The following is a 5,411-nucleotide window of genomic DNA, read 5'->3' on the forward strand; positions in this document are numbered from 1 at the left end:
ATGTTTAGGGCTTGCGCCAAGGCTTGGGTGGCTTCGATATTGACGCCTTGCATCATGCCGTCTCGGCCGATGTCGGTGTAAATGATGGCTTCAACGCCGTCGTTTTCGAATTGTTTGCCCAGCTCGGCCACGTGATGGTCGGTAACGTCCGCCCAACCGTTGATGGCGACCATGCCTTCTTTAGCATCCAAGCCAACCATAATGTGGCCAGGAAAGGCTTGGCAGGCTTCGGCGACGAATTCAGGATTGTGAACGGCTTGGGTGCCGATAATGCAATAACTGACGCCCGCTTCGAGATAGGCTTCGATGGTGTTCAGGTCGCGGATGCCGCCGCCAATTTGTACCGGCAGTTCCGGAAAGGCTTCGCGCACTTGGTAAACGGCGGTGGCATTGACGGGTTGGCCTTCAAAGGCACCGTTCAGGTCAACCATGTGGAGGCGGCGTGCGCCTTCGTTGACCCAGCGTTCGGCCATGGCAACGATGTCGCCGGAAAATACGGTGGCGTCTTCCATCAGGCCTTGGCGGAGTCGTACGCATTCGCCGTCTTTTAAATCAATTGCTGGAATGAGTAGCATGGTGTTCCTTTTCCGTTAAATCTGTTGAATCTTTGAACATTCCGATTCGGTTTACAGTTGGTTCCAATTCAGAAAGTTTTTGAATAATTGCAGTCCGGCGTCGGCGCTTTTTTCCGGGTGAGCCTGAATGGCAAACAGCTTGTTTTTGGCCAGTGCCGAAGCGAAAGTGTCGCCGTGCGTGGTTTCACCGACAATGGTGTCGGTGTCCGTTGGCACCACGTAATAGCTGTGGACAAAATAAAACCGGCTGTCCTGTTCGATGCCGTGCCATAAAGGGTGTTCTTTTGTCTGGTGGATTTGGTTCCAACCCATGTGCGGCATTTTCAGGCCTGGGTGATTTTGCAGATCGAATTGCTTAACGTCGCCGGGCAGGATGTTTAGGCAGTCAATGCCATTGTTTTCCTGACTGTGCGTCATTAAAACTTGTAGCCCCATGCAAATGCCTAAAAACGGTTTTTCAACGGCGGCTTCCATTAAAGTGTGCGCAATGCCGGTGTTGTTCAATGCGTTCATACAGGCTTTGGCCGCGCCTTGGCCGGGGAAAATGACGGCATCCGAATTGCGAATGACCTCGGCATCGTCTGTGATTTGAATGCGTACCTGATCTGGGGCGACGTGCTCCGCGGCTTTGGCAACGGAGCGTAAATTGCCCATGCCGTAATCAATGACCGAAACAAGTTTCTGATTGGGCATGGGCTTACAGTGCCCCTTTGGTGGACGGGAGTTGGTCGGCCATACGTTCATCCGTTTCCAGTGCCATTCTTAGCGCACGGCCAAAAGCTTTGAAAATGGTCTCGACTTGGTGGTGGGCATTTTGGCCGCGCAGATTGTCGATGTGTAGCGTGGCGTGTGCATGATTGACAAAACCTTGAAAGAATTCGGAAACCAGCTCTGTGTCGAACTGGCCGATACTGGCGCGGGTAAAATTGGCGTGAAATACCAGGCCTGGTCGTCCTGATAAATCGATGACAGCGCGTGAGAGGGCTTCGTCCAGCGGCACATAGACGTGGCCGTAACGTTTAATGCCTTTTTTGCTGCCCACGGCTTCGCGCACAGCCATGCCAAGACAGATGCCAATGTCTTCCACTGTGTGGTGGTCATCAATATGGGTGTCGCCTTTGGCGTCAATGCTAAGGTCAATCAAGCCGTGGCGGGCAATTTGATCCAGCATGTGTTCCAGAAATGGGACACCCGTATTCAGGTTCGCCGTGCCTTTTCCATCCAAGTTAACCGTGAGTTGTATTTGGGTTTCAAGCGTGTTGCGCTCGATAGTGGCTTGTCGCATAGCCTGCTCCTGGGTGTTATGTCTGGCGCGGGTCGATGGTGCGCGATAAGCTGCTAGCCCGGGATCGCCTTTTTAAGGGGTGTTATTATAGCGATTTCAAACGGGGTTTAAGCGTTAAATTTGCAAGGATTGAGCAAGGATTAAGGAATAATTAATATGGGTTATAAAAAAAATTTGTCCCAGAAGTTCCGTCTTAAGCTCTATTTTTGCGATAATTAGCGTGTTATTTTTTTTGAGTCAAATCTGCAGGGTGTGACGCCTGTGATTCTTGGTTTGCGTTGTATTTTTGATATAGATTAAGTTTTTGTGAACGTCGAGCCTGACATATTCATCGGGACTTATCTATAATGCGCTCTGAGGAAACAGGTTCTGCGTTTTTGGGATTGGTCACTCAAAAAGCCAATGCAGGCTTGATTAATTTTGACTATAAGGGGGAATCCGACTGATGGATACTACAGCAAAACCACAATATGACAATGGTGTTGTGAAGTACTTAGCTGTGGGCGCGATTACGTTTTTGGTATTGGGAACCTTGATGGGAACCTTTGCTGCAGCGCAATTGGCCTGGCCAGCTTTGAATTTTGATATCGCGGAAATTACGTTTGCGCGTTTACGCGTCATGCACACGAATACGGTTATTTTTGCCTTTGGTGGTATGACATTGATGGCCACCGCATTTTATACCGTGCAGCGGACGAACGGTGTTCGTTTGTGGAGTAACGGGATGGCGTGGTTGACAGCGATTTTGTTCACAATCGGGTTGCTTGCCGTTGTGGTGACCATCTCTTTGGGGATGACAGCCGGTAAAGAATACCATGAGCAAGAATGGCCATTGGCGATTGCGATTGCATTAGTCTGGACGCTGTATACGTTGAACTTTGTGATGACGATTGCCTCACGTAACAAGGACACGCATCCAAACGTTTACGTCTCCAATTGGTTCTTCTTGGGGATGATGATTGCGATTACCTACCTTTATGTTGTGAACGGCCTGGCCATTCCGGTGTCTCTGTTCCGTTCCTATTCCATGTTTGCAGGCGTGCAGGATGCCATGATTCAATGGTGGTGGGGGCACAATGCGGTTGGGTTCTTCCTAACAGCGGGCTTTTTGGGGATTATGTATTACTTTGTGCCTAAGCAGGCGCAGCGTCCTATCTATTCCTACCGCTTATCGGTCATCCATTTTTGGGCGTTGATGTTCGGTTATGTTTGGTTGGGAGCGCACCACCTTCAATATACGGCGTTGCCTGATTGGACCGGTTCCCTGGGTGCGGTTATCTCTTTGGCGATGATTATCCCTTCCTGGGGTGGGGCTCTTAACGGGATGTTAACGCTTTCCGGTGCCTGGGATAGACTGCGTACCGATTATATCCTACGCTTCTTGATCATTGCCTTGGCGTTCTACGCCATGTCCACCTTCGAAGGGCCTGTTATGGCTGCGAAAACCGTAAACGCACTTTCTCACTACACGGATTGGACAGTGGGTCATGTTCACTCCGGTGCTTTGGGTTGGGTTGCGATGGTTTCCATTGGTGCTCTGTATCACATGGTGATGAAGCTGTGGAATACGGAAATGTATTCTATGAAACTGATTAACTTCCACTTCTGGTTGGCCACAATTGGTACGGTTTTCTATATCGTCGCTATGTGGGTCTCCGGTATTATGCAAGGTTTGATGTGGCGTGCTTATGATGAGTACGGCACTTTGGCATACACCTTTGCAGAGTCGGTTTCTGCGATGCATCCTTATTATGTAATGCGTGCCGTAGGCGGTCTCCTGTTCTTCTCAGGTGCGGTTGTCATGCTGTATAACGTTGTGATGACGATCAGAATGGCCAATGCCAAAGAGAGCGTTGCTGCGACAGCGAATGCTTGATAGACAGCCAATCATTTGCGATGGGCGGAGCCTGTCGCAAGCTTTGAAATGATGAGTTTGAGGAGCAATAGACTCATGTCAGAAAATCAAAAACCTAAAAACTTACAAGAACGTCTAGAAAGAAATATCTTCGGGATGTTTATGGTGACGGCTTTGGCTGTATCCATCGCCGGTATTGTTGAAATCGTACCGTTGTTTTATCTAAAAGAAAGCGTTGACTATACGGAGCAAACCGATAAATACGGTAACGTTAAAAACGAAAAATTTCCAGAGTTGGTTTGGGAAAGAACCTTTACGATGGATGATAACGGCAAATTGGTTTCCGATAAGCAATTGTACAAGCAGGATCGAAATGGTCAATGGGTTCTAGCCGATTGGAAACCGGGCGATGGTGTCCGTCCTTATACACCACTTGAACTGGCCGGTCGTGATCTTTATTTAAGAGAAGGTTGCTATATCTGTCATTCGCAAATGATTCGTCCTTTCCGCGATGAGCGTGAGCGTTATGGTCACTATTCGTTGGCCACAGAGTCCATGTACGATCATCCTATGCAGTGGGGTTCAAAACGTACTGGACCTGACTTGGCACGTCTGGGCGGAAAATATTCGGATGAGTGGCATGTTATGCACTTGTTGCGTCCTCAGGATCTGGTTCCGGAATCTGTCATGCCGGCCTACCCTTGGTTGGCTGAAAATCCGGTTTCGGAAGATTTCTTTGGTACACAGCGCGATATGTCAAAACGCCTGTCTGTTATGCGCACTTTGGGTGTGCCCTATACGGATGAGGAAATTGAGAACGCCAATGCGGCCATTGAAGGTTATACCGAAATTGATGCAATGGTAGCTTACCTTCAGGTATTGGGCACCATGGTGAAATTAGACGATAGTAAGGCATATCGTGAGTAATCTTGAAGCGTATTTCGATACCGACTGGTCGGCCATGACGACATCCGACTGGGTAGGTCTGGTCATTACCGTCGGTGTCTTTCTGGGAATGCTCATCACGTTTGCACTGGCACTGCGTCCGAGCAAACGTGATGAACTCGAAAACGAAAAGTTCAAGATTTTAGATGAAGATGATTAAGTTATTCTGAGGAGAATAAGATATGGCACATAATAATCCTTGGCCGGATGAGGGAAACACTGGTCACATTTGGGATGAAGATATTCGTGAGCTGGACAACCCGCCACCGCTGTGGTGGATGCTGTCATTTTATGCCGGTTTCGTGATGATTGTTTTTTACGCTTTGTACTATCCTACCATTCCGTGGAAAGATTCTTGGTTTCCGGGTTTGGCTGGCTGGACGCAGGTTAAAGAGTATCATGAAGAGTATAAAGTGCTTGAGGATTGGCGTAAAAAGCGCTTCGCAGAACAAGAGGAGCAACTCGCCGCTTTGCCCGTGCCTGAGATTCTGAAAAATGAAGAGTTGAAAACCTACGCTGTCAAAACTTCTAAAGTCTTGTTTGGTGACTATTGTGCGGCCTGTCACGCCGCTGGTGGTCAGGGGATTAGTCAAGGTGGAGCGCACTTCCCAGTTTTGGCCGATGATGATTGGTTGTGGGGCGGTAATCCGGCTCAAATCGAAGCTTCAATCGTTAATGGTCGCATCGGTAACATGCCTGCAAGAGGAATGATGGGCAATTTGACTGACCAAGAAGTGGACGAGGTAGCCGA

General features: G+C 48.8%; 7 protein-coding genes. 4 read left to right on the forward strand and 3 right to left on the reverse strand.

The features are described 5' to 3' along the window. The 3 genes from ACP5D0_RS10470 to hisB form a co-directional block, all read right to left on the reverse strand. Positions 1-575 (reverse strand): 1-(5-phosphoribosyl)-5-[(5-phosphoribosylamino)methylideneamino] imidazole-4-carboxamide isomerase (locus tag ACP5D0_RS10470; protein ID WP_472365751.1); only part of this gene is annotated, 575 nt, incomplete at its 3' end. Between the two features lie 51 nt (positions 576-626). Continuing rightward, a complete protein-coding gene (gene hisH, locus ACP5D0_RS10475) occupies positions 627-1,268 on the reverse strand; it encodes an imidazole glycerol phosphate synthase subunit HisH (protein WP_472365752.1) in 642 nt (213 codons plus the stop codon). Between the two features lie 4 nt (positions 1,269-1,272). Continuing rightward, positions 1,273-1,860 (reverse strand): imidazoleglycerol-phosphate dehydratase HisB, encoded by a 588-nt coding sequence (gene hisB / locus ACP5D0_RS10480; RefSeq protein ID WP_472365753.1) that lies wholly within the window; start codon positions 1,858-1,860, stop codon positions 1,273-1,275. Positions 1,861-2,305: 445 nt separating this feature from the next. On the opposite strand from hisB, the gene ccoN reads away from it, so the two are divergent. The 4 genes from ccoN to ACP5D0_RS10500 all read left to right on the forward strand — a co-directional run. Further along, positions 2,306-3,736, forward strand: coding sequence for a cytochrome-c oxidase, cbb3-type subunit I (ccoN, locus tag ACP5D0_RS10485; RefSeq protein WP_472365754.1), 1,431 nt, complete (start codon positions 2,306-2,308; stop codon positions 3,734-3,736). 75 nt (positions 3,737-3,811) lie between these two features. Further along, positions 3,812-4,642, forward strand: coding sequence for a cytochrome-c oxidase, cbb3-type subunit II (gene ccoO, locus ACP5D0_RS10490; protein ID WP_472365756.1), 831 nt, complete (start codon positions 3,812-3,814; stop codon positions 4,640-4,642). Beyond that, the gene (locus tag ACP5D0_RS10495; protein ID WP_472365757.1) at positions 4,635-4,820 is read left to right on the forward strand and encodes a hypothetical protein; all 186 of its coding nucleotides are present in this window, start codon (positions 4,635-4,637) and stop codon (positions 4,818-4,820) included. Before ccoO ends, ACP5D0_RS10495 begins: the two co-directional genes overlap by 8 nt. A 22-nt stretch (positions 4,821-4,842) precedes the next feature. After that, positions 4,843-5,411 (forward strand): cbb3-type cytochrome c oxidase N-terminal domain-containing protein (locus ACP5D0_RS10500; RefSeq protein ID WP_472365758.1); only part of this gene is annotated, 569 nt, incomplete at its 3' end.

Source organism: Hydrogenovibrio sp., assembly GCF_049975065.1.
Classification (GTDB): domain Bacteria; phylum Pseudomonadota; class Gammaproteobacteria; order Thiomicrospirales; family Thiomicrospiraceae; genus Hydrogenovibrio.